Origin of the sequence: Pseudomonas eucalypticola (assembly GCF_013374995.1) — a bacterium.
Taxonomy (GTDB): Bacteria; Pseudomonadota; Gammaproteobacteria; order Pseudomonadales; family Pseudomonadaceae; genus Aquipseudomonas; species Aquipseudomonas eucalypticola.
In genome coordinates this window covers 1,214,553-1,236,176 of sequence record NZ_CP056030.1, presented here as the reverse complement: position 1 = coordinate 1,236,176, position 21,624 = coordinate 1,214,553, and the positions used below count along the sequence as shown (strand labels likewise).

The following is a 21,624-nucleotide window of genomic DNA, read 5'->3' as shown; positions in this document are numbered from 1 at the left end:
CCTGTGCCCGTGCGGCGCATCAGGGATGATGCGGCGCCGGGACGCGGTCAGGTCCGCTGCTACATGTAAGTGCGTCAGTGGAGGTCGAAGGTGTCGGCATCCAGGTGGGCAGGGAAGCGGGTGCGGTAGGCGGCCAACTCGCAGGCGCTGAGGGCCACGTGGAACACGCCATCGGCCTCCCCTGCGCTCAGCAGGCTCTCGCCCTGGAAATCCAGCACCTGGCTGTCACCGGTGTAGGCGAAGCCCTTGCCGTCGGTGCCGACACGGTTCACCGCCGCCACGTAGCACAGGTTCTCGATGGCTCGCGCCGGTAGCAAGCGGTTCCAGTGCAGCCGGCGCGCCCCTGGCCAGTTGGCGGTATACAGCAGCAGGTCGGTGTCCTGGGCATCACGGCTCCACACCGGAAAACGCAGGTCATAGCAAATCAGCGGCCGTATGCGCCAGCCCTTGACCTCGAACTGCACCTGGCGCTCACCCGGTGTGTAGTGCTTGTGCTCGCCGGCCATGCGGAACAGGTGGCGTTTGTCATAGTGCAGCAAGGTGCCATCGGGCCGTGCCCACAGCAGGCGGTTGCGATGGCTGCCGTCGGCGGCCTGGATGATCACCGAGCCGGTGACCACCGCGTTCAGCCGCGCCGCCTGGCCCAGCAGCCATTTGCTGGCAGGGCCGTTTTCCGGTTCACACAGGCTGGCCGAATCCATGGAAAAGCCGGTGGTGAACATCTCGGGCAGTATCACCAGGTCGGCACCCCGAGCCTGCTCCAGCAGGGTATCGAAGTGTTCGAAATTGGCCGTGCGGTCGTGCCACGCCAATGTGGTCTGCACCAGAGCGATGTTCAGGTTGTCCAGTTCACTCAGATCGCGCATAACTTTATCGCCGCTTCCCGCAGCGTCTCCTCGCGTTTGGCGAAGCACAGGCGTACCAACCGCTGTTCGGGATTCGGTGTCTGGTAGAACACCGAAACCGGAATGGTCGCCACGCCGTGTTCGCGGGTCATCCATAGCGCCATGTCGACGTCGTTCAGGTCAGGGCGAATCTGCGAGTAGTCCACCAACTGAAAGTAGGTGCCTGCCGCCCGGCTGAAGCTGAAACGCGAAGGCGCCAGCAGGTCGCAGAACAGATCGCGCTTGGCCTGGTAGAACGCCGGCAGTTGCTCCACATGCTCGGGGCAGGCGGCCATGAAGTCGGCCAATGCCCATTGCAGCGGAGTGACACCACAGAAATTCACATACTGATGGACCTTGCGCAGCTCGACGGTCAAGGCCGGCGGCGCAATCACATACCCGGTCTTCCAACCGGTGACATGGTAGGTCTTGCCAAACGAGCTGACCACGAAAGCCTTGGAATAGAGCGCTTCGTGCGCCAGCACGCTGGCGTGTATGACCCCATCGTAGACCAGGTGTTCATAGACTTCATCACTGATCAGGTAGATATCGCGACCTTCGATCAGCTGTGCCAGCTGGTCCAGGTCGGCGCGGCTGATGAGTGCGCCGCTGGGGTTATGCGGGCTGTTGAGGATGATCATCCGCGTACGCGGGCTGAGGGCGTCCGCCAGCTTCTGCCAGTCGATGGTAAACGTCCGGGCATCGAGCTGCACATGCACGCAGCGGCCGCCAGCCAGCTCCACGGAGGGCTCGTAGCTGTCGTAGCAAGGATCGAAGACGATCACTTCGTCACCGGCGCGGATCACGGCTTGCACGGCGCAGAAGATGGCCTCAGTGGCACCGGGGGTGATGGTCACCTCGGCGTCGGCGTCGACGATGGCGCCGTACTGGCGGGCGACCTTCGCGGCCACTTGTTCGCGCAGGGCCGGCAAGCCGGCCATGGGCGCGTACTGGTTGTGCCCCGCCTGAATGTGGCGCACCACGGCATCACGCAGGCCTTGGGGGCCGTCGTAGTCGGGGAAACCTTGGGACAGGTTGAGCGCGCCGGTCTGGGTGGCGAGCTGGGACATGGTGGTGAAGATGGTCGTGCCGACATTCGGCAGTTTGCTGGTGATCATCGGGCCTGACCCTGACAGCTGGGGAGCTGAGCAGGATAGCCCAGGGTGTTGCGCAGATACCAGTGTGGGACCGAGCCTCGCCCGATCCCACAGGGTATTGCGAAACCGAAGTCAGCGCTTGTCGCGGCGCTTTTTCTCGGCTTTCTTGTGGTGCGACATCAGGCGGCGCTTCTTGTTGACCTGGCGGTCGGTGAGCGTGTTCTTGTTGCCTTCGTACGGGTTGTCACTGCCCTTGAACTCGATGCGGATCGGTGTGCCGACCAGCTTGAGCACACGGCGGTAGGTGTTTTCCAGGTAACGAACGTAGGAGTTCGGCACCTTCTCCACCTGGTTGCCGTGGATCACGATCAGCGGCGGGTTGGCACCACCCAGGTGGGCATAGCGCAGCTTGATGCGGCGGCTGTTGACCATCGGCGGCTGGTGCTCTTGCACCGCGTCTTCGAGGATCTGGGTCAGGCGGCTGGTCGGCCAGCGAGTGATCGCCGACTTGAACGAGGCCTGCACCGAACCGTACAGGTTGCCCACGCCGGTGCCGTGCAGCGCCGAAATGAAGTGGATGTCGGCGAAGTCGACGAAGAACAACCGACGTTCCAGCTCGGTCTTCACGTAGTCGCGCTCGCTCGGCTGCATGCCGTCCCACTTGTTCAGGGCGATGACGATGGCACGGCCCGACTCAAGGGCGAAGCCCAGCAGGTTCAGGTCGTGGTCCACCACGCCTTCGCGGGCGTCCATGACGAAGATCACGACGTTGGCATCCTTGATGGCCTGCAGCGTCTTGACCACCGAGAACTTCTCGACTTCTTCATGGATCTTGCCGCGCTTGCGCACACCGGCGGTGTCGATGAAGGTGTACTTCTCGCCGTTGCGCTCGAACGGGATGTAGATACTGTCGCGGGTGGTGCCAGGCTGATCGTAGACGATGACCCGCTCTTCACCGAGCATGCGGTTGACCAGGGTCGACTTGCCCACGTTCGGGCGGCCGATGATGGCGATCTTGATGCCATCCTTCTCGCTCGGGCCAGGGATGCGCACCTGCTCTTCGCCTTCGGCGACACCTTCGGCCAGGTCTTCCTCTTCAATATCACGCGGGAATTCGCCCAGGGCGGCTTCCAGCAAGGTATTGACGCCACGACCCTGCGCACCGGCGACACCAATGGCGTGGCCCATGCCCAGCGGGGCGAATTCGGCGCGGGCCATTTCCGGATCGATGTTGTCGATCTTGTTGGCCACCAGGATCGAGCGCTTGTTACGCTTGCGCAAGTGCTCGGCAATCATCTGGTCGGCGGCGGTGAAACCGGCGCGGGCATCGACCAGGAACAGCACGACATCGGCTTCTTCGATGGCCAGCAGCGACTGCTCGGCCATTTTTTCGTCCATGCCGTGTTCGTCACCGGAAATACCACCGGTGTCGATCAGGATGTAGGAACGCCCTTGCCAGCGCGCCTCTCCGTATTGGCGATCACGGGTAAGACCAGACAGGTCGCCAACGATGGCGTCGCGGCTTTTGGTCAGGCGGTTGAACATGGTGGACTTGCCGACGTTCGGTCGGCCCACCAGGGCGATTACGGGAACCATTAGGCTCTCCACTGCGTTATTTCAGAAAATACAAAGGCCGCTGCAGGCAGCGGCCGGAGTTCGGGACGGCATGCACGCATGCCGCTGGCCCCACTTGGGCGGGGCCGCTGGAGGCCACATGACCTCCAGCATAGTCAAAGCCTTACTTGATGGTCAGGGCTTCGAGCTTGCCGCTGTTGCCGTACACGTAAATCATGTTGCCGGCGACCAGCGGACGGGCACGCAGGCCGTCACCATCGATTTTCTCACGGCCAACGAAGCGGCCGTCAACCTGGCTGAGCAGGTGCAGGTAACCTTCGAAGTCACCCACGGCCACGTAGCTGGAGAACACTTCCGGTGCCGACAATTGGCGGCGGGCCAGTTTGTCGTTGCTCCACAACGCGGTGGTGGTGCGCTCGTCCACGCCTTCGACAGTGCCGTTGGCCTGGGCCACGTACACGCTGCCAAAGCCCTGGGCCACGCCGGCGTAGCTGGACGCATCACGCTGCCACAGCACACGGCCGCTTTCCAGGTCCAGGCCGGCCATGCGGCCCTGGTAGCTGGAGACGTACAGGGTACCACCGGACAGCAGCAGGCCGCCGTCGATGTCAACCACACGCTCAAGCTCGGAACGGCCTTGCGGCACGGCTACGCGCTGTTCCCACACCGGCACACCATTGCTGATGTCCACGGCCACGACCTTGCCGGTCGACAGACCAGCGATGGCCAGGTGGTTGGTGACCAGCGGGGCACTGGTGCCGCGCAGGGTCAGTACCGCCGGGGTGCTGTCGTAGATCCAGCGCTGGGTGCCGGTGGCGGCGTCCAGGCCAACCAGGCGGTCGTCCTGGGTTTGCACGACCACGACGTCACCGTTGTTGGCTGGCGGTGCCAGCACTTCGCTGTTGACCTTGGCGCGCCACTTCACTTCACCGTTGGTGGCGTCCAGGGCGATCACGTCACCGCTGATGGTACCCAGCATGACCAGGCCGTAGCCGACACCGACCGCGCCGGACACCGACGTGTTCAGGTCTTTCTTCCAGATCACGTCGCCATTGAGGCGGTTGAGGTCCATGACCACGCCGGTGACGTCAGCGGCGAAGATGCTGTCGTTTTCGATCGCTGGAACCAGCATGTTGTAAGTCTCGCCCTGGCCGTCACCGACCGAGCGACTCCATTCCTTGTGCAACGCGACTTCCGGTTTGAAGTCGGTCAACTCGGCAGGAGGCAATTCCTTTTTGCTGTTACTGCTGCAACCCGCGGCCAGAATGGCCAGCGCCAGCAATGCTGCATGTTTCCAACGGATCACGTCACGCATCTTTTTTCGCCAGGTCGTCGAGTTTGATTTGCAAGCCACCTACCGCTGCCTCGTCGGACAGGGCTGCCTTGGCTTTCTGATAGGCCGCGTAAGCGTCATCGGTACGGCCCAGCTGCACCAGCAGGTCACCCTTGAGCTCTTCGCGGCTGGCCAGGAATGCCTTGTCGGCATCGCCTTCCAGCAGTTTCAGGGCGTCATCGGCCTTGTTCTGCGCGGCCAGTACCTGCGCCAGGCGCTGACGGGCGATTTCACCCAGCATGGCGTCCTTGGGCTTGTCGACCACGGCCTTGAGCTCGGTGGCGGCGTCGTCCAGCTTGCCGTTGTCCACGGCCACCTTGGCCACGAACAGGCTGCCGTACTGGGCGTATTCGCTGTTGCCGTACTCGGTCTTGAGCTTGTTGGCCAGGTCAGCGACCTGGGCGGTGTCCGGCTTGCCGGTCGGGTTCAGCGCGGTTTCCAGCAGTTGCTGATACAGGCTGGACGCGCCTTGCGACTGGTTGGCCTGGTATTTGTGCCAGGCCTGCCAGCCAAACACCACGACCAGGGCCAGCAGGACGCCGGTGACCAGAGGCTTGCCGTTACGCTGCCAAAAGTCCTTCAACTCGGCGAGTTGTTCATCTTCGGTACTCGACACCCCAATACTCCTATTTCGCAAATTCGGCCTGAAGCCTGCCTCAACCCTGCACGACGCAAGTCGCCAGATGCTCACCCAGAGCATCCCAGGCAATGTTTTGTTGTTCGCCCTGGCCACGCAGGGGTTTGAAACCTACCACTTGTTGCGCCAGTTCGTCGTCCCCCAGGATCAAGGCGTAGAGCGCGCCGCTCTTGTCCGCCTTCTTGAACTGGCTCTTGAAGCTGCCAGCGCCGGCGTTGACCTGAATGCGCAGCTGCGGCAATGCATCGCGCAGGCGCTCGGTCAAGGCCAGGCCGGCCAGTTCCGCCTGCTCGCCAAAGGCGCACAGGTAGACATCGACGGTACGGGCAATGGACTCGGGTACCTGCTCCAGGGTTTCGAGCAGCAGGATCAGGCGCTCGATGCCCATGGCGAAACCTACGCCCGGGGTCGGCTTGCCGCCCATCTGCTCGACCAGGCCGTCGTAGCGGCCACCGGCGCACACGGTGCCCTGGGCGCCGAGCTTGTCGGTGACCCACTCGAATACGGTCTTGCTGTAGTAGTCCAGGCCACGCACCAGCTTGGGGTTGATCACGTAGGGAATGCCGGCGGCGTCCAGGCGAGCCTTGAGGCCCTCGAAGTGCACGCGCGACTCTTCGTCCAGGTAATCGGCCAGCTTCGGTGCGTTCACCAGCACCGCCTGGGTTTCAGGGTGCTTGGTGTCCAGCACGCGCAGCGGGTTGGTCTTCAGGCGACGCTGGCTGTCTTCGTCGATCTGGTCCAGATGCTCGGTCAGGAACGCCACCAGCGCTTCGCGATAGCGGCCACGGGCTTCGCTGGTACCCAGGCTGTTGAGCTCCAGTTTCACCGCGTCACGAATACCCAGGGCACCCCACAGGCGCCAGGTCAGCACGATCAGTTCGGCATCGATGTCCGGGCCGTCGAGGTTGAACACTTCGCAGCCGATCTGGTGGAACTGGCGATAGCGGCCTTTCTGCGGGCGCTCGTGGCGGAACATCGGGCCCACGTACCACAGCTTCTGTACCTGGCCACCGCCGGTGATGCCATGCTCCAGCACGGCGCGCACGCAGGCCGCGGTGCCTTCGGGGCGCAGGGTCAGCGAGTCGCCGTTGCGGTCCTCGAAGGTGTACATCTCTTTCTCGACGATGTCGGTGACTTCGCCGATGGAGCGCTTGAACAGGTCGGTGAACTCGACGATCGGCATGCGGATCTGCCGGTAGCCGTAGGTGTCCAGCAGCCCTGCCACGGTGCCTTCGAAATAGCGCCACAGGGGCGTCTGCTCGGGCAGGATGTCGTTCATGCCACGGATGGCTTGCAGCGTCTTACTCACGAGTAATCCTTAGTATTCTTCTGTCAGCCGCGGGCGATCAGCGCCGCGTCGGCTTCGACCTTCTCGGCCGCCTTCTGGCGAATCAGCTTCTCGAGCTCTTGCACCAGGTTGTCGTTGGTCAGCTTCTGCGCCGGCTTGCCGTCGATGTAGATCAGGTTCGGCGTGCCACCGGTAAGGCCCACATGGGCTTCCTTGGCTTCGCCAGGGCCGTTGACCACGCAACCGATCACCGCCACGTCCAGCGGCACCAGCAGGTCTTCCAGGCGCCCTTCCAGTTCGTTCATGGTCTTGACCACATCGAAGTTCTGCCGCGAGCAGCTCGGGCAGGCGATGAAGTTGATGCCACGCGAACGCAGGCGCAGGGACTTGAGGATGTCGTAACCGACCTTGACCTCTTCCACCGGGTCGGCCGCCAGCGAGATACGGATGGTGTCGCCGATGCCATCGGCCAGCAGCATACCTAGGCCCACGGCGGATTTCACTGTGCCGGAGCGCAAACCACCGGCTTCGGTGATGCCCAGGTGCAGCGGCTGCACGATCTGGGTGGCCAGCAGGCGGTAGGCGGCGACGGCCATGAACACGTCGGAGGCCTTCACGCTGACCTTGAAGTCGGGGAAGTTCAGGCGGTCCAGGTGCTCCACGTGGCGCAGCGCCGATTCCACCAGGGCTTCGGGGGTTGGCTCGCCGTATTTCTTCTGCAGGTCCTTTTCCAGGGAGCCCGCGTTGACGCCGATACGGATCGGGATACCACGGTCGCGGGCAGCATCGACCACGGCGCGCACACGGTCTTCACGGCCGATGTTGCCCGGGTTGATGCGCAGGCAGTCAACGCCCAGCTCGGCCACGCGCAAGGCGATGCGGTAGTCGAAATGGATGTCGGCCACCAGCGGCACGTTGGTCTGCAGCTTGATCTTGCCGAAGGCTTCGGCAGCATCCATGTCCGGCACCGAGACGCGCACGATGTCGGCGCCGGCTTCTTCCAGGCGCTTGATCTGCGCCACGGTGGCGGCCACGTCGTTGGTGTCGGTGTTGGTCATGCTCTGCACCGCAATGGGCGCGTCACCACCCACGGGCACATTGCCAACCCAGATTTTACGGGATTCGCGACGCTTGATCGGGGATTCGCCGTGCATGATCTATTGTCCCACTTTCATGCGAGCAGTCTCGCCAGAGGTGAAAGGTGCAACATCAACAGGCTGGCCGTTGTAGCTGACCTGGGCACCACGGGCGTAGCCCAGGCGCACCGCGAAAGGCGGCTTGCCGTTGAGTTCGAGGGTGTCGCCCTTGCGCTTGAGGGCGCTGAGCAGCACTTTGCCGTTGCCATCGGTGACCTGGGTCCAGCAATCGGCGCTGAATTGCACGTGCAACTGGCCTTCGCCTGCGGCCGGCGGGGCCACCGGGGTGGCAGCCGGCGCGGCCACAGGGGCAGCGGGCTGGTGCACGGCGGCGACCGGCGCGCTTGGCGCCGCCTGGGCCGGAGCCGGGGCGGTGACCACGGGTGCCGGGGCCACGGTAGGCGCGGCCGGCTGAACCGCGGCTGTCGCCGGGGCGGCCGGCGACGCGGTGGTGGCTTCGGTGGCCGGCTCGGTGGCCGCCGGCGCTTGCTGCGCGTCGGTCACGGCCTGGTCTTCAGGCTCGTCGATGGGGTGGATCTGGGTGGTGCCGTCGGCGCTTTCGACCTCGACGTGCTCCATGGCCAGGCCCGCCTGGTCCTTGCCGTGCTGGCCATTCTGGTCCTGCCACCAGAAGAAGCCACCGCCGACCACGGCCACCAGCAACAGCAGGCTCACGCCACGCAGAATGTTGTGGGACAGGCGTACGGGCTCTTCGATGCGGCCCAGGGCATGCACTTCATGGCCCTGGGCATGGCTGCCGGTGGCCTGGTCGAACGCTTGCACCAGGGGCGCCTGGTCCATGCCCAGCAGTTTGGCGTAGGCGCGGATATAACCACGGGCGAAGGTATGCCCGGGCAGCTTGTCGAAGGCGCCCGCTTCCAGGTTGCCCAACGACGTGGCCGTCAGGTTCAGTTTCACCGCCACGTCAGCCAGCGACCAGCCTTTGCTTTCGCGGGCCTGGCGCAGGGTTTCACCAGGGTTGACGCGAGTCGCTGCTACAACTTCGGGATGCGCCGCTTTCATCATTGCTCCGACAGGTATTGCTGATATTCCGGCGTACCGGGATAGAGTCTTCTGAGTTGCAGGCCGAAACTGGCGGCCTTGTTCTTGTCCTGGAAGATGCGCGCCAGGCGCGTGCCCAGCAGCAGGCTACGGGCGTCCTGTTCGCTCATCTTGCTGAAGCGCTCGTAATAACCGCGCGCCGGCACATATTGCCTGTTTTCGTAAGACAGTTGCGCCATTTCGAACGTGGCCTTGGGCTGGTCCGGGTTCAGGCGCAGCGACTTGTCGAACAGTTGCATGGCCTGGGGCTTGTTGCCCATGGCCAGGGCCGTGAGGCCCATGTTCTCGAATACCCGCGAGCGCTCAGGATACAGGGAATCGGCGGCGGCTTTCTCAAAGGTTTCGTAAGCGTCCTGATAACGTTTCTGCTCGTACAGGAAACCGCCGTAGTTATTGAGGATGCGCGCATCGCCAGGGCGGCTGGACAGGGCCTTCCTGAAATACTGCTCGGCCAGCTTGGGCTCCATCTCGGCCTGGAACACCAGGCCCAGGGCAGCGTTGGCGTCGGCATCGGAACTGTCCAGGTCCAGCGCCTGCTTGAGCGGCACCTTGGCGCGCTCGGCCTGCCCCGTCTGCAGGTAGCCTATGCCCAACTGCACATAGGCCTTGCGCGCCTCTTCGCGTCCCTTGCTGGTGTCCATGGGGTTGACTTTACCCGTGGTGACGCAGCCAACCAGCAGGTTGAAGAGCAATAGCAACAGCGCGGCGCGCACGGTCATGGAGATCCTCTCTCAGGGCCGGTTTTCGGCGTTGAGCGGCATATCGGCATCGGCGGCCAACTGGCGCACGGCGATATAGCGTTCGCTACGGCGGGTACGGTCCATTACCTGCCCTACCAATTGGCCACAGGCGGCGTCGATGTCTTCGCCACGGGTGGTACGCACGGTCACGTTGAAGCCCGCCTGGTGCAGGTGGTCCTGGAAGCGGCGGATGGCGTTGTTGCTTGGCCGCTCGTAACCGGAATGCGGGAACGGGTTGAACGGGATCAGGTTGACCTTGCAGGGTACGTTCTTGAGCAGCTCGACCATTTCGACGGCGTGCTCGAGCTTGTCGTTGACGTCCTTGAGCAGGGTGTACTCGATGGTCAGCACGCGCTTCTCGCCCAGTTGGGACATGTAGCGCTGGCACGACTCGAGCAGCATCTTGAGCGGGTACTTCTTGTTGATCGGCACCAGCTGGTTGCGCAGCGCGTCGTTGGGCGCGTGCAGCGACAAAGCCAGGGACACGTCGATGTGATCGGCGAGCACGTCGATCATCGGGACCACGCCCGAAGTGGACAGGGTGACCCGGCGTTTGGAGATGCCATAGCCCAGGTCATCCATCATCAGCCGCATGGCGGCGATGACGTTGTCGAAGTTCAGCAATGGCTCGCCCATGCCCATCATCACCACGTTGGTGATGGCGCGGTCGATGGTAGCCGGGACACTGCCGAAGGATTTGTTGGCAATCCACACCTGGCCGATGACTTCGGCGGCGGTGAGGTTGCTGTTGAAGCCTTGCTTGCCGGTGGAGCAGAAACTGCAGTCCAGGGCACAGCCTGCCTGGGACGAAACGCACAAGGTGCCGCGTTTGCCCTGGGGAATGTAGACGGTCTCGACGCAGCTGCCGGACTCAACGCGCACCACCCACTTGCGGGTGCCGTCGCTGGAGATGTCCTCGCTGACCACTTCGGGACCACGAATTTCGGCACAGGCCTTGAGCTTTTCGCGCAAGGCCTTGCCGACGTTCGTCATGGCATCGAAATCATCGACGCCAAAATGGTGAATCCACTTCATGACCTGACCGGCACGAAAGCGCTTCTCCCCGATCGAGTCGAAGAACTGTTCCATCTCTGGTTGGGTCAAGCCCAAGAGGTTTGTCTTGCCAGTCATTGCAGTCATGGTTTCACCTTCACTCATCAGCCGTGGCTTAGCGAGTGGTTACTTCGGTAGTTGCGAAGAAGTATGCGATTTCGCGAGCAGCGGCGGCTTCGGAGTCCGAACCGTGGACAGCGTTGGCGTCGATGGATTCAGCGAAGTCAGCACGGATGGTGCCGGCAGCCGCTTCTTTAGGGTTGGTGGCGCCCATCAGCTCGCGGTTCAGAGCGATGGCGTTTTCGCCTTCCAGAACCTGGACGACAACCGGGCCGGAAGTCATGAAGGCAACCAGTTCACCGAAGAAGCCACGAGCGCTGTGCTCAGCGTAGAAGCCTTCAGCTTCGGCCTTGGACAGTTGCTTCAGTTTCGAGGCAACGACGCGCAGACCGGCTTTCTCGAAACGAGTGGTGATCTCGCCGATTACGTTCTTGGCAACGGCGTCAGGCTTGATGATGGAGAAAGTACGTTGAACAGCCATGGTGAAACTCCAGAAAACAGTGATTGTTGCGAAAAATTAAACCCGCGAATTATACGCGGGTTCTGGGGTAATGCCTAACCTGCAAAGATGATCAGTCTATTTCGTCGGCCCAGAGGGTCTGGACCGCTTCCAGCACCTTCTCGCCAACACGGCCGGAGGTGCTGTCAAAACCAGGCAATTCCTTGATCCATTGCTGCAGTTCGACGAAGTTTACCGAGTATGGGTTCACACCCGGCTTGGCTTCGGCCAGCTCTTCTGCAATACGCTGTACATCATTCCAACCGTAAGTCATGACAGCTTTCCGATCAGTGCGGCGCTTCGGCAGCATGGTTGAGCGAATATTTCGGGATCTCGACCGTCAGGTCATCCTCACCGATGATGGTCTGGCACGACAGGCGCGACTGGCGCTCCAGCCCCCAGGCCTTGTCCAGGTAATCTTCTTCCAGCTCGTCAGCTTCTTCCAGCGAATCGAAGCCTTCGCGAATGATGCAGTGACAAGTGGTGCAGGCACACACGCCGCCACAGGCGCTTTCGATCTCGATGTGGTTGTCGTGGGCGACTTCCAGCAAGGTCTTGCCGGGCTCAGCCTCGACGACCATGCCGTCCGGGCAGTGTTCTGCGTGGGGCAGAAAGATGATCTGCGGCATTGTTATTCCTCAATCTCGTTCAGGTTGCGCCCGGCCAACGCGGCTTTCACCGTCGAGTCGAGGCGGCGGGCCGCGAAGGCGTCGGTGACCTGCGACAGACGCTTGGTCTGCTGCTCGATGGCCGCGCCGTCGGTACCGCTCATCAGTTCACGCAGTTCGGTCACTTGCAGCTCGATCACCAGGCGCTCTTCGGCATCCAGCAGACGGTCGCCATCAGCCTCGATGGCGGCCTGCACGGCTTCGATCAGGCGCTCGGCGTCGACCTGGTGCTCGCGCAACTGGCGCGCCACCTTGTCGTCGCCGGCGTACTGGAACGAGTCCTTGAGCATGCGCGCGATTTCGCCGTCGGTCAGGCCGTAGGACGGCTTGACCTGAATGCTGGCTTCCACGCCCGAACCCAGCTCGCGCGCCGAAACGCTGAGCAGGCCGTCGGCGTCCACCTGGAAGGTGACGCGAATTTTCGCCGCACCGGCGACCATGGCCGGAATGCCCCGCAATTCGAAGCGCGCCAGCGAGCGGCAGTCACTGATCAATTCACGCTCGCCTTGCAGCACATGAATCATCATGGCCGACTGGCCGTCTTTATACGTAGTGAAATCCTGGGCACGGGCGACGGGGATGGTGGTGTTGCGCGGGATCACCTTTTCCATCAGCCCGCCCATGGTTTCCAGGCCCAGGGACAACGGAATCACGTCCAGCAGCAACAGCTCGCCGCCGTCACGCTTGTTGCCCGCCAGCGTATCGGCCTGGATGGCAGCGCCGATGGCCACCACCTGGTCCGGGTCGATGGACGTCAACGGCTCGCGACCGAACAGTTCGCCCACCGCTTCGCGCACGCGCGGCACGCGAGTAGAACCGCCAACCATGACCACGGCACCCACTTCTTCCAGCTCCACGCCGGAATCACGCACGGCGCGGCGGCAGGCTTTCAGGCTGCGAGCCACCATGGGCTCGATCAGCGCGTTGAAGGCATCGCGGCTCAGGCTGCCTTTCCAGTCGCCATACACCAGCTCGGCAGTGTCGGCATCGGTCAGGGCTTCCTTGGCATCGCAGGCCACTTGCAGCAGTTGGCGCTGAGCCCCCGGCGCCAGGTCGGAGGAAATACCGGCCTGCTCCACCACCCAATTGGCAATGGCATGGTCGAAGTCGTCGCCACCCAGGGCGCTGTCGCCACCGGTAGCCAGTACTTCGAAGACGCCGCCAGTCAGGCGCAGGATGGAAATGTCGAAGGTGCCGCCACCCAGGTCATAGATGGCCACCAGGCCTTCGGCATGCTGGTCCAGCCCGTAGGCGACAGCGGCTGCGGTAGGTTCGTTGAGCAGGCGCAGCACATTGAGACCCGCCAGCTTGGCAGCGTCTTTGGTGGCCTGGCGCTGGGCGTCGTCGAAATAGGCCGGCACGGTGATCACCGCGCCCACCAGCTCGCCGCCCAGGGCCGCTTCGGCGCGCACGCGCAGCACCTTGAGGATGTCGGCGGACACCTCCACCGGGCTCTTGGCGCCCTGCACGGTCTCGATGAACGGCATGTGCGACTCGCCGCCGACGAAGCGGTAAGGCAGCTGCTCGCCCAGCTGTTTGACGTCGGCCAGGCCACGCCCCATCAGGCGCTTGACCGAAACGATGGTGTTGAACGGGTCGGTAGCGGCGGCAGCCTTGGCGGCGGCACCCACTTCGACGCGGTCGGCGTGATAGCGAACGGCGGACGGCAGGATAACCTGACCCTGTTCGTCGGCCAGTGGCTCGGACAGACCACTGCGCAAGGCAGCGACCAGCGAATTGGTGGTGCCAAGGTCGATACCCACGGCCAGACGACGCTGGTGTGGCTGGGGACTCTGGCCGGGTTCGGCGATCTGCAGTAGGGCCATGCTTATCTGAATATCAGGCGTGCAGCCGTAGCGACACTGGGTTAATCGTCGAGGCGCTCTTCTAACTGGCGCACTTCGTAGGAGAGCTTGTCGAGAAACTGCATGCGCCGCATCAGGCGTTCGGCCTGTTCGCGTTGCGCCGCGTCATCCCAACAGCTGGCGAAGCTTTCGTTCAGTTGTTCCTGGGCAACCTTCACGCGCCGCTTGAACTGCGCCACACCGTCAAGGTCAGCGCTGTCCTGCAGGTCTTCAAGCTCTTCGCGCAACTGCATCTGCTGCATCAGGAACTCAGGGTCGTGGACCGTGGCTTCCTGGGGCACTTCGTGGCCACTGATGGCCAGCAGGTAGCGCGCGCGCTTGGGCGCGTTCTTGAGGGTCTGGTAGGCCTCGTTGAGGCCCGCGGACTGCTCGAGCGCCAGGCGCTGCTCGCGCTCGGAGCCATCGGCAAAGCGGTCCGGGTGCACGGCGCGCGCCAATTCACGATAGCGCGTGGCCAACTGCTCGAGGTCCAGGCGGAAGCTCGGCTGCAGGTCAAACAAGGCAAAATGACAAGGAGTACCCACGGATAGCCTCAAACGTTGAAGCTTTCGCCGCAGCCACATTCACCGCGCACGTTGGGGTTGTTGAACTTGAAGCCTTCGTTCAACCCTTCCTTGACGAAATCGAGTTCCGTGCCGTCAAGGTACGACAGGCTCTTGGGGTCGATGATCACTTTCTCGCCGTGACTCTCGAACACCTGGTCATCCTCGCCCAGCGAATCGACGAATTCCAGCACATAGGCCAGACCCGAGCAGCCGGTGGTGCGCACGCCCAGGCGAATGCCTTCGCCTTTGCCGCGCCCGTTCAGGGAACGGCGAATATGCTGGGCGGCAGCTTCTGTCATGCTGATAGCCATCGTGACTCCTTACATCGTGCGATGCGTGCTGTTAGAGCAAACCTTTCTTCTGCTTGTAGTCGCGAACAGCAGCCTTGATGGCGTCTTCGGCGAGTACGGAGCAGTGAATTTTCACCGGCGGCAGAGCCAGCTCTTCAGCCAGCTGGGTGTTGCTGATGGTGACAGCCTCGTCCAGCGACTTGCCCTTCATCCACTCGGTGGCCAGGGAGCTGGAAGCAATGGCGGAGCCACAGCCATAGGTCTTGAACTTGGCATCTTCGATGATGCCCTGCTCGTTGACCTTGATCTGCAGGCGCATCACGTCGCCGCAGGCTGGAGCGCCAACCATGCCGGTGCCCACGTCCGGGTCTTCGGCATTCATCTTGCCGACGTTACGTGGGTTTTCGTAGTGGTCGATGACCTTTTCGCTGTAAGCCATGATTCTCAATCCTCACTCATCAGGGCCGCTCTGAAGACCCTGCAGATACGCCTGCGTTTATCGCCACGTCGCTACAGGATCCGGATGGTGGCGGCTTCTTTGTTTAGTGTGCCGCCCACTCGATCTTCGAGATGTCGACGCCGTCTTTGTACATGTCCCACAGCGGCGACAGTGCGCGCAGCTTGGTCACGGCCTCGCAGACTTTCTGCGCGGCGTAGTCGATTTCTTCTTCGGTGCTGAAACGGCCGAAGGTGAAGCGGATCGAGCTGTGTGCCAGCTCGTCGTTGCGGCCCAGGGCGCGCAGCACGTAAGACGGCTCCAGGGAGGCCGAGGTACAGGCCGAACCGGACGAAACAGCCAGGTCCTTGAGCGCCATGATCAGCGACTCGCCTTCGACATAGTTGAAGCTCAGGTTCAGGTTGTGCGGTACGCGGGCGATCAGGCTGCCGTTCACGTACAGCTCTTCCAGGTGCTCGACCTGCTTGAAGAAGCGGTCGCTCAGGGCCTTGATGCGCACGTTCTCGCTGGCCATTTCCTGCTTGGCGATGGCAAACGCTTCACCCATGCCGACGATCTGGTGGGTAGCCAGGGTGCCCGAACGCATGCCGCGCTCGTGACCACCGCCGTGCATGGTGGCTTCCAGGCGAACGCGAGGCTTGCGGCTGACGTAAAGTGCGCCGATACCTTTCGGGCCGTAGGTCTTGTGGGCCGAGAACGACATCAGGTCGACCTTCAGCTTGCTCAGGTCGATGTCGACCTTGCCGGTGGACTGGGCGCCGTCGACGTGGAACATCACACCGCGCGAGCGGGTCAGCTCACCAATGGCGGCGATGTCGTTGACCGTGCCGATTTCGTTGTTCACGTGCATGATCGAGACCAGGATGGTGTCGTCGCGCAGGGCGGCTTCGACCATGGCCGGGGTGATCAGGCCGTCGTCGCCGGGCTCGATGTAGGTGACCTCGAAGCCTTCACGCTCCAGCTGGCGCATGGTGTCCAGGACAGCCTTGTGCTCGATCTTGGAGGTGATCAGGTGCTTGCCCTTGGTGTGATAGAAGTGCGCGACACCCTTGATGGCCAGGTTGTCGGACTCGGTGGCACCGCTGGTCCAGACGATTTCACGCGGGTCGGCGTTGACCAGGTCGGCCACTTGGCGACGGGCATTCTCGACCGCTTCCTCGGCTTTCCAGCCGAACACGTGGGAGCGGGAGGCCGGGTTGCCGAAGTTTCCGTCGTTGGTCAGGCATTCAATCATCTTTTGCGCCACACGCGGGTCGACCGGCGTGGTAGCGGAGTAATCGAGGTAAATCGGCAACTTCATTGAAATTCTCCTATCAGGCGGGCTAGCCATGGTCACTGCGTCACTCGACGAAGGACGTTTCGATCTTGTCCAGGCGCTGGCTCTTGGTGGTGTTGCAACGGCGCAGGTCCTGGCGCTGGGCGACCTCTTGCACTTCACGGCGAGTGACAAGGTCAGCCAGACTGATACCGCTCAAAAACTCATGGATCTGCTGGCTGAGGTCGCACCACAAATGGTGGGTGAGACAGGTGTCGCCAGCATGGCAATCGCCCAGTCCCTGGCAACGTGTTGCGTCGACCGATTCATTGACTGCATCGATAACCTGAGCCACCTGGATGCCGTCCATTTCACGGGACAGCTGGTAGCCACCACCCGGCCCGCGAACACTGGACACCAGGTTGCTGCGACGCAGCTTGGCGAACAGTTGCTCCAGGTACGACAGGGAGATGCCTTGGCGCTCGGAGATATCGGCCAATGAGACCGGCCCATGCTGCGCGTGCAACGCCAGGTCAAGCATGGCGGTCACGGCGTATCGGCCTTTAGTTGTCAGTCGCATGGCGAGTACCACGAAAAAAGGGAGTAGCGGATTGCTATGAAGTATGCAATTCCCGAGTGTTTAAGTCAACTATAAGACCTACCACTTTAGTCGGGATTAGCCGCAAAACGGGCGGCGTACTGTAGCACAGGTTTGAGCCGATGGGGATTTGTGGCGCCTGGGGCCCGCGCTTTGCCCGGCCCTGCAGGGAACCACAAAACCCCGCAGTGCCAGGCGAAGCGCGGAATGGCACAACCCAACGCTTAGCGAACGTCGACGGCAGGCGCCTCGACCTCACCCTTCACGCACTCGAAGTCTTCGTCGCGCAATTGGGGCAGCTCCTTGGCGCAGTAGTCACTGCCCATGCGGGTCATGGCCCCGCACATGTCCTCCAGGCGCCCGTCAACGGCGTGCAGGTGGTCCAGCAGCTGGCCAATGGCGCGGGCCACCGGGTCTGGCATGTCCTCGGTCACGCCATAGGCATCGAAACCGATTTTCTCGGCCATGGCCTTGCGCTTGGCGTCCACGGCATCATCGCTCTTGACGATGATGCGCCCGGGAATACCCACCGCCGTGGCACCGGCGGGCACCGCCTTGGTGACCACAGCGTTGGAGCCGATCTTGGCCCCGGCCCCTACCGTGAACGGTCCCAGCACCTTGGCGCCCGCCCCCACCACCACGCCATCCTCCAGCGTGGGGTGGCGCTTGCCCTTGTTCCAGCTGGTGCCACCCAGCGTCACGCCTTGGTAGATCGTGACGTCATTGCCGATCTCGGCGGTTTCGCCAATGACGATACCCATGCCGTGGTCGATGAAAAACCGTCGACCGATCCTGGCCCCGGGATGGATTTCGATGCCGGTCATCCAGCGCCCGAAGTTGGACACCATCCGCGCCAGCCACTTGAAGTCGGCCTTCCATAGCTTGTGGGCGCCGCGGTGCAGCCAGATGGCATGCATGCCGGGGTAGCTGGTCACTACTTCGAAAGCGTTACGGGCCGCAGGGTCCCGGTGGAACACGCTTTGGATGTCTTCGCGAAGACGTTCGAACATGGCTCAATCCTTACGCTTATGCAGCTCGCCACGGGCCGCTTTCTGGGTCTCCGTGAGGATGCCGCGCAATATGTTCATTTCCGCCCGGTTGACCGAGCTGCGACCGTACAGGCGGCGCAAACGCGCCATCAGGTGCCGAGGGCTTTGCGGGTCGAGGAAGCCGATGTCCACCAGGCTCTGCTCCAGGTGGTCATAGAAACGCTCCATCTCGTCGCTGGTCGCAAGCTCCGCGCTCTTGACCGACGCCACTTCGACCTTCTCGGTCTTCGACGCCTGACCCTCGGCCGCCAGCCAGGCCATGCGCACTTCATAGGCCAGCACCTGCACCGCCGCGCCCAGGTTCAGCGAACTGAAATCAGGGTTCGACGGGATATGCACGTGGAAATGACATCGCTGCAGCTCTTCATTGGTGAGGCCGGCGTGTTCACGGCCGAACACCAATGCGATCTCGCCGCCCCGGGCAGCCTCCTCGATGCTCTTGGCACCGCATTCACGGGGGTCCAGCAGGGGCCAGGGGATGCGCCGGTCACGGGCACTGGTGCCCAGCACCACGGTGGTGCCCACCAGGGCTTCTTCCAGGGTGGCCACCACCTGGGCACTGGCCAGCACATCATCGGCACCAGAGGCACGGGCATTGGCCTCGTGGGACGGGAAATCCAGCGGATCGACCAGCACCAGCCGCGACAGGCCCATGTTCTTCATGGCGCGCGCGGCCCCACCGATATTGCCGGGGTGGCTGGTATTGACCAGGACGACACGAATATTTTCCAGCAAGGCGAGCGCTCACAGACACGGGGAAAGAAACGAAATCTTACCGAACAGATACCGCTAACGCTACGAAAGGTGATGAGCCTCTTCTTCGCGGGAAGTTTTCTGCTAGAATGTTCGGCTTTCTTTAACGACCTAGGTGAAACGTCCATGCAGCCCATGCTGAATATCGCGCTGCGCGCCGCCCGCAGCGCCAGTGAATTGATTTTCCGCTCCATCGAGCGCCTGGATACCATCAAGGTTGATGAGAAGGACGCCAAGGATTACGTCTCGGAAGTCGACCGCGCGGCCGAACAGAAGATCATCGACGCCCTGCGCAAGGCCTACCCGACCCACACCATCCGTGGTGAGGAAACCGGCCTGCACGCCGGCAGCGGCGAAGGCGCCGAATACGAGTGGATCATCGACCCACTGGACGGCACCACCAACTTCCTGCGCGGCATCCCGCACTTTGCCGTCAGCATCGCCTGCAAATACCGCGGCCGCCTGGAGCACGCCGTGGTCCTGGACCCGGTTCGCCAGGAAGAATTCACCGCCAGCCGTGGCCGTGGCGCCCAACTGAACGGCCGTCGCCTGCGCGTCAGCGGCCGCACCAGCCTGGACGGCGCCCTGCTGGGTACCGGGTTCCCGTTCCGCGACAACCAGATGGCCGACCTGGACAACTACCTGGGCATGTTCCGCAGCCTGGTAGGCCAGACCGCCGGCATCCGCCGCGCCGGTGCCGCCAGCCTGGACCTGGCCTACGTCGCCGCCGGCCGTTTCGACGCCTTCTGGGAGTCGGGCCTGAGCGAGTGGGACATGGCCGCGGGCGCGCTGCTGATTCAAGAAGCCGGCGGCCTGGTGAGCGACTTCACCGGTGGTCACGACTTCCTGGAAAAGGGCCACGTGGTAGCGGGCAACATCAAGTGCTTCAAGGCAGTACTGACGGCCATCCAGCCGCACCTGCCGGCTTCCGTAAAGCGCTAAGCTTTCGCCAGCCACAAAAAAAGCACCTTCGGGTGCTTTTTTTGCTTCCTCACGGATTGTGGGGAAAATGGGTGGCCCTTACAAAGATCTGTAGTGAACAAACAAGGCGGACCAGGTGATCTGACAGACATGACTGGCCCGAAACAAATGTGGGACCGGCCTTGGCCGGGAAGCGCCGCGCGGGCGGCGCTTGGTTTCAAGGGCGCAAGAAAACCCAAGACATGCGTCTGGCTGCCTTGACGCGATTGCGACTTTACTGCGCCTGCTGGTCGTTCAGCACCAACTGGCCCTGCTTGTCCACCGGGATCTTGGACCCTGGATCACGGTCCATGCGCACCTGCGCGACCTTACCGTTGAGCTCGTACTTCACGTTGTAGCCAACGGTCTTGTCGCTGACATCATTGACCGTGGTACAACGGCTTTCGGTGGTGGTGTAGGTATCGCCGTTCTGCATGTGCTCCTGCACCTTGTTACCGGCGTAACCGCCACCCACTGCGCCCGCGACGGTGGCCAGGGTCTTGCCCTTGCCGCCGCCAACCATATGGCCCAGCAAGCCGCCACCCACCGCACCCAGCACGGTACCGGCGACCTGGTGCTGGTCCTGCACCGCCCGGCGATGGGTTACCGCCACGTCGTGGCACTCTTTGCGTGGCGTCTTGATCTGTTGATTAATGGGTTCTACAGCCAGTACATCGGCATACTCCGGGCCACTTTTCACGAGGCTGTAGGTCGCGACAGCACCACCGGCGGTGACCGCCACGGCGCCCAACACTGCACCAACCAGCAACGATTTGTTCACTTGAACCTCCTGACCTTCTTATGCGGATCAAAGTCCGCGCTTCTCCCAGCCTTGGAGTAAAAAAAAAGGCGCGAGTTCAAAACTCGCGCCTTTTCAGGGCAGTAGCGGTACGCCAATCACATTATGGGCGATCGTCGACCTTGTCCTTGGTGACCGGGGCGATCAGGTCTTCGCTGTTCAGGTTCAGCCAGATCAGCACCACGTTGGCGATGTAGATCGAAGAATAGGTACCCGCCAGCACGCCGATGAACAGCGCGATGGAGAAACCGAACAGGTTGTCGCCGCCGAAGAACAGCAGCGCAGCGATGGCCAGCAACGTCGAGATGGACGTCGCCAGGGTACGCAGCAGGGTCTGGGTGGTCGAGACGTTGATGTTCTCGATCAGCGACGCTTTGCGCAGCACCCGGAAGTTCTCCCGCACCCGGTCGAACACCACGATGGTGTCGTTGAGCGAGTAGCCGATGATGGCCAGTACCGCCGCCAGCACCGTCAGGTCGAAGGTGATCTGGAAGAACGACAGGATACCCATGGTCACGACCACGTCGTGCACCAGGGAAGCGATGGCGCCTACCGCGAACTTCCACTGGAAGCGGAACGCCAGGTAGATCAACACGCCGCCCAGGGCCATGAGCATGCCCAGGCCGCCCTGGTCACGCAGCTCTTCACCCACCTGCGGGCCGACGAACTCGGTGCGGCTGACCGTGGCCGGGTTGTCGCCGCCCACCTTGCGCAGGGCGTCAGCTACCTGGGCACCCAGTTTCGGGTCGTCACCCGGCATGCGCACCAGCAGGTCGGTGGTGTCACCGAAGCTCTGCACGATGGCTTCGTGGTAACCGGCGGCAGCCAGTTCACTACGCACCTGGGTCAGGTCGGCAGGCTTCTCGTAGTTCAGCTCGATCAGCGTGCCGCCGGTGAAGTCCAGGCCGAAGTTCAGGCCCTTGTGGAACCAGCTGAACAGCGCCAGCACCGTCAGGAACAGTGTTAAGGCGAACGCAATATTGCGAACGCCCATGAAGTTGATGGTACGTTTCATGGCAGC

Annotated in this window: 24 protein-coding genes; 1 reads left to right on the top strand and 23 read right to left on the bottom strand. The window is 62.6% G+C overall.

Translation table 11 applies throughout. From position 1 onward, the window contains the following. Positions 1 to 74: 74 nt before the first annotated feature. The 21 genes from HWQ56_RS05705 to trmJ all read right to left on the bottom strand — a co-directional run bounded on the left by HWQ56_RS05705 (position 75) and on the right by trmJ (position 18,826). Positions 75 to 866, bottom strand: coding sequence for an amidohydrolase (locus HWQ56_RS05705; protein ID WP_176569996.1), 792 nt, complete (start codon positions 864 to 866; stop codon positions 75 to 77). Beyond that, entirely contained in the window at positions 854 to 2,002 is a 1,149-nt protein-coding gene (locus HWQ56_RS05700) for a pyridoxal phosphate-dependent aminotransferase (protein WP_176569995.1), read from the bottom strand. The genes HWQ56_RS05705 and HWQ56_RS05700 overlap by 13 nt, the downstream gene beginning before the upstream one ends. A 111-nt stretch (positions 2,003 to 2,113) precedes the next feature. Then, the gene (gene der, locus HWQ56_RS05695; protein ID WP_176569994.1) at positions 2,114 to 3,577 is read right to left on the bottom strand and encodes a ribosome biogenesis GTPase Der; all 1,464 of its coding nucleotides are present in this window, start codon (positions 3,575 to 3,577) and stop codon (positions 2,114 to 2,116) included. Positions 3,578 to 3,719: 142 nt separating this feature from the next. Next, positions 3,720 to 4,871 (bottom strand): outer membrane protein assembly factor BamB, encoded by a 1,152-nt coding sequence (gene bamB / locus HWQ56_RS05690; RefSeq protein WP_176569993.1) that lies wholly within the window; start codon positions 4,869 to 4,871, stop codon positions 3,720 to 3,722. Continuing rightward, on the bottom strand, positions 4,864 to 5,505 hold the full coding sequence (locus tag HWQ56_RS05685) for a YfgM family protein (protein WP_158157845.1): 642 nt from the start codon (positions 5,503 to 5,505) through the stop codon (positions 4,864 to 4,866). Before HWQ56_RS05685 ends, bamB begins: the two co-directional genes overlap by 8 nt. A gap of 40 nt (positions 5,506 to 5,545) precedes the next feature. Continuing rightward, entirely contained in the window at positions 5,546 to 6,835 is a 1,290-nt protein-coding gene (hisS, locus tag HWQ56_RS05680; RefSeq protein WP_158157844.1) for a histidine--tRNA ligase, read from the bottom strand. A gap of 23 nt (positions 6,836 to 6,858) precedes the next feature. Beyond that, positions 6,859 to 7,968 (bottom strand): flavodoxin-dependent (E)-4-hydroxy-3-methylbut-2-enyl-diphosphate synthase, encoded by a 1,110-nt coding sequence (ispG, locus tag HWQ56_RS05675; RefSeq protein ID WP_158157843.1) that lies wholly within the window; start codon positions 7,966 to 7,968, stop codon positions 6,859 to 6,861. 3 nt (positions 7,969 to 7,971) lie between these two features. After that, positions 7,972 to 8,973: a RodZ domain-containing protein gene (locus HWQ56_RS05670; RefSeq protein ID WP_158157842.1), complete on the bottom strand. Its 1,002-nt coding sequence runs from the start codon at positions 8,971 to 8,973 to the stop codon at positions 7,972 to 7,974. Further along, on the bottom strand, positions 8,973 to 9,731 hold the full coding sequence (gene pilW, locus HWQ56_RS05665) for a type IV pilus biogenesis/stability protein PilW (RefSeq protein ID WP_158157841.1): 759 nt from the start codon (positions 9,729 to 9,731) through the stop codon (positions 8,973 to 8,975). Before pilW ends, HWQ56_RS05670 begins: the two co-directional genes overlap by 1 nt. A gap of 12 nt (positions 9,732 to 9,743) precedes the next feature. Continuing rightward, complete coding sequence (gene rlmN / locus HWQ56_RS05660; RefSeq protein ID WP_158157840.1) at positions 9,744 to 10,892, bottom strand: dual-specificity RNA methyltransferase RlmN; 1,149 nt, start codon at positions 10,890 to 10,892, stop codon at positions 9,744 to 9,746. Positions 10,893 to 10,920: 28 nt separating this feature from the next. Beyond that, the gene (gene ndk, locus HWQ56_RS05655) at positions 10,921 to 11,346 is read right to left on the bottom strand and encodes a nucleoside-diphosphate kinase (protein WP_043186559.1); all 426 of its coding nucleotides are present in this window, start codon (positions 11,344 to 11,346) and stop codon (positions 10,921 to 10,923) included. 91 nt (positions 11,347 to 11,437) lie between these two features. Continuing rightward, on the bottom strand, positions 11,438 to 11,638 hold the full coding sequence (iscX, locus tag HWQ56_RS05650; protein WP_158157839.1) for a Fe-S cluster assembly protein IscX: 201 nt from the start codon (positions 11,636 to 11,638) through the stop codon (positions 11,438 to 11,440). A gap of 13 nt (positions 11,639 to 11,651) precedes the next feature. Beyond that, positions 11,652 to 11,993: an ISC system 2Fe-2S type ferredoxin gene (gene fdx / locus HWQ56_RS05645; protein ID WP_176569992.1), complete on the bottom strand. Its 342-nt coding sequence runs from the start codon at positions 11,991 to 11,993 to the stop codon at positions 11,652 to 11,654. Positions 11,994 to 11,995: 2 nt separating this feature from the next. Then, a complete protein-coding gene (gene hscA / locus HWQ56_RS05640; protein ID WP_176569991.1) occupies positions 11,996 to 13,858 on the bottom strand; it encodes a Fe-S protein assembly chaperone HscA in 1,863 nt (620 codons plus the stop codon). 41 nt (positions 13,859 to 13,899) lie between these two features. Continuing rightward, positions 13,900 to 14,421: a co-chaperone HscB gene (gene hscB, locus HWQ56_RS05635; protein WP_158157836.1), complete on the bottom strand. Its 522-nt coding sequence runs from the start codon at positions 14,419 to 14,421 to the stop codon at positions 13,900 to 13,902. An 8-nt stretch (positions 14,422 to 14,429) separates the two neighbouring features. Further along, the gene (gene iscA, locus HWQ56_RS05630; RefSeq protein ID WP_158157835.1) at positions 14,430 to 14,753 is read right to left on the bottom strand and encodes an iron-sulfur cluster assembly protein IscA; all 324 of its coding nucleotides are present in this window, start codon (positions 14,751 to 14,753) and stop codon (positions 14,430 to 14,432) included. A gap of 31 nt (positions 14,754 to 14,784) precedes the next feature. Then, the gene (gene iscU, locus HWQ56_RS05625) at positions 14,785 to 15,171 is read right to left on the bottom strand and encodes a Fe-S cluster assembly scaffold IscU (protein WP_158157834.1); all 387 of its coding nucleotides are present in this window, start codon (positions 15,169 to 15,171) and stop codon (positions 14,785 to 14,787) included. Positions 15,172 to 15,274: 103 nt separating this feature from the next. Then, positions 15,275 to 16,489, bottom strand: a complete 1,215-nt coding sequence (locus tag HWQ56_RS05620) for an IscS subfamily cysteine desulfurase (protein WP_158157833.1) — start codon at positions 16,487 to 16,489, stop codon at positions 15,275 to 15,277. 40 nt (positions 16,490 to 16,529) lie between these two features. Next, positions 16,530 to 17,024: a Fe-S cluster assembly transcriptional regulator IscR gene (iscR, locus tag HWQ56_RS05615; RefSeq protein ID WP_158157832.1), complete on the bottom strand. Its 495-nt coding sequence runs from the start codon at positions 17,022 to 17,024 to the stop codon at positions 16,530 to 16,532. Positions 17,025 to 17,266: 242 nt separating this feature from the next. Then, positions 17,267 to 18,052: a serine O-acetyltransferase gene (gene cysE, locus HWQ56_RS05610; RefSeq protein WP_176569990.1), complete on the bottom strand. Its 786-nt coding sequence runs from the start codon at positions 18,050 to 18,052 to the stop codon at positions 17,267 to 17,269. Between the two features lie 3 nt (positions 18,053 to 18,055). Beyond that, positions 18,056 to 18,826: a tRNA (cytosine(32)/uridine(32)-2'-O)-methyltransferase TrmJ gene (gene trmJ, locus HWQ56_RS05605; protein ID WP_158154445.1), complete on the bottom strand. Its 771-nt coding sequence runs from the start codon at positions 18,824 to 18,826 to the stop codon at positions 18,056 to 18,058. A gap of 144 nt (positions 18,827 to 18,970) precedes the next feature. On the opposite strand from trmJ, the gene suhB reads away from it, so the two are divergent. Then, the gene (suhB, locus tag HWQ56_RS05600; protein WP_158154444.1) at positions 18,971 to 19,786 is read left to right on the top strand and encodes a type III secretion system regulator SuhB; all 816 of its coding nucleotides are present in this window, start codon (positions 18,971 to 18,973) and stop codon (positions 19,784 to 19,786) included. Between the two features lie 253 nt (positions 19,787 to 20,039). Here suhB and HWQ56_RS05595 read toward each other — a convergent pair whose 3' ends face one another. Continuing rightward, the gene (locus tag HWQ56_RS05595) at positions 20,040 to 20,585 is read right to left on the bottom strand and encodes a glycine zipper 2TM domain-containing protein (RefSeq protein ID WP_158154443.1); all 546 of its coding nucleotides are present in this window, start codon (positions 20,583 to 20,585) and stop codon (positions 20,040 to 20,042) included. Positions 20,586 to 20,706: 121 nt separating this feature from the next. Then, a complete protein-coding gene (gene secF, locus HWQ56_RS05590; RefSeq protein WP_158154442.1) occupies positions 20,707 to 21,618 on the bottom strand; it encodes a protein translocase subunit SecF in 912 nt (303 codons plus the stop codon). Positions 21,619 to 21,624: the final 6 nt, after the last annotated feature.

Coding starts and splice junctions, on each gene's coding strand:
- HWQ56_RS05700 (WP_176569995.1), bottom strand. CDS start 2,002: ATGATCACCAGCAAACTGCCGAATGTCGGCACGACCATCTTCACCACC.
- bamB (WP_176569993.1), bottom strand. CDS start 4,871: ATGCGTGACGTGATCCGTTGGAAACATGCAGCATTGCTGGCGCTGGCC.
- ndk (WP_043186559.1), bottom strand. CDS start 11,346: ATGGCTGTTCAACGTACTTTCTCCATCATCAAGCCTGACGCCGTTGCC.
- HWQ56_RS05620 (WP_158157833.1), bottom strand. CDS start 16,489: ATGAAGTTGCCGATTTACCTCGATTACTCCGCTACCACGCCGGTCGAC.
- cysE (WP_176569990.1), bottom strand. CDS start 18,052: ATGTTCGAACGTCTTCGCGAAGACATCCAAAGCGTGTTCCACCGGGAC.
- HWQ56_RS05705 (WP_176569996.1), bottom strand. CDS start 866: ATGCGCGATCTGAGTGAACTGGACAACCTGAACATCGCTCTGGTGCAG.
- hscA (WP_176569991.1), bottom strand. CDS start 13,858: ATGGCCCTACTGCAGATCGCCGAACCCGGCCAGAGTCCCCAGCCACAC.
- pilW (WP_158157841.1), bottom strand. CDS start 9,731: ATGACCGTGCGCGCCGCGCTGTTGCTATTGCTCTTCAACCTGCTGGTT.
- der (WP_176569994.1), bottom strand. CDS start 3,577: ATGGTTCCCGTAATCGCCCTGGTGGGCCGACCGAACGTCGGCAAGTCC.
- fdx (WP_176569992.1), bottom strand. CDS start 11,993: ATGCCGCAGATCATCTTTCTGCCCCACGCAGAACACTGCCCGGACGGC.
- rlmN (WP_158157840.1), bottom strand. CDS start 10,892: ATGACTGCAATGACTGGCAAGACAAACCTCTTGGGCTTGACCCAACCA.
- iscU (WP_158157834.1), bottom strand. CDS start 15,171: ATGGCTTACAGCGAAAAGGTCATCGACCACTACGAAAACCCACGTAAC.
- HWQ56_RS05670 (WP_158157842.1), bottom strand. CDS start 8,973: ATGAAAGCGGCGCATCCCGAAGTTGTAGCAGCGACTCGCGTCAACCCT.
- iscR (WP_158157832.1), bottom strand. CDS start 17,024: ATGCGACTGACAACTAAAGGCCGATACGCCGTGACCGCCATGCTTGAC.
- iscA (WP_158157835.1), bottom strand. CDS start 14,753: ATGGCTATCAGCATGACAGAAGCTGCCGCCCAGCATATTCGCCGTTCC.
- iscX (WP_158157839.1), bottom strand. CDS start 11,638: ATGACTTACGGTTGGAATGATGTACAGCGTATTGCAGAAGAGCTGGCC.
- secF (WP_158154442.1), bottom strand. CDS start 21,618: ATGAAACGTACCATCAACTTCATGGGCGTTCGCAATATTGCGTTCGCC.
- suhB (WP_158154444.1), top strand. CDS start 18,971: ATGCAGCCCATGCTGAATATCGCGCTGCGCGCCGCCCGCAGCGCCAGT.
- ispG (WP_158157843.1), bottom strand. CDS start 7,968: ATGCACGGCGAATCCCCGATCAAGCGTCGCGAATCCCGTAAAATCTGG.